At 65.6% G+C, this 575-nt stretch carries 1 protein-coding gene; it reads left to right on the forward strand.

Going from position 1 to position 575, the window contains the following annotated elements; genetic code table 11:
• The coding region (locus DIE12_RS37775) for an aminotransferase class I/II-fold pyridoxal phosphate-dependent enzyme (RefSeq protein WP_124551611.1) at positions 1–575 on the forward strand (575 nt) is incomplete at both ends.

Consider the following 575-nt stretch of genomic DNA (forward strand, 5'->3'; position numbering starts at 1 on the left):
CTGAACGAACAGGAAGACATCGACTACGACGCGGCCGAGAAGCTGGCAAACGAGCACAAGCCGAAGCTGATCGTCGCGGGCGCGTCGGCGTTCGCGCTGAAGATCGACTTCGAGCGTCTGGCGAAGATCGCGAAGTCGGTCGGCGCGTACCTGATGGTCGACATGGCGCACTACGCCGGCCTGATCGCAGCGGGCGTGTACCCGAACCCGGTGCCGCACGCCGACTTCGTCACGACCACGACGCACAAGAGCCTGCGCGGCCCGCGCGGCGGCGTGATCCTGATGAAGGCCGAGTACGAGAAGCAGATCAACTCGGCGATCTTCCCGGGTATCCAGGGCGGCCCGCTGATGCACGTGATCGCGGCGAAGGCCGTGGCGTTCAAGGAAGCGCTGTCGCCGGAGTTCAAGGAATATCAGCAGAAGGTGGTCGAGAACGCACGCGTGCTGGCTGAAACGCTGGTCAAGCGTGGCCTGCGGATCGTGTCGGGGCGCACCGAAAGCCACGTGATGCTGGTGGACCTGCGCGCGAAGAACATCACGGGCAAGGCAGCGGAAGCGGCGCTCGGCGCGGCGCA

The sequence above is a fragment of the Burkholderia sp. Bp9015 genome, from assembly GCF_003853505.1.
Lineage (GTDB): Bacteria > Pseudomonadota > Gammaproteobacteria > Burkholderiales > Burkholderiaceae > Burkholderia.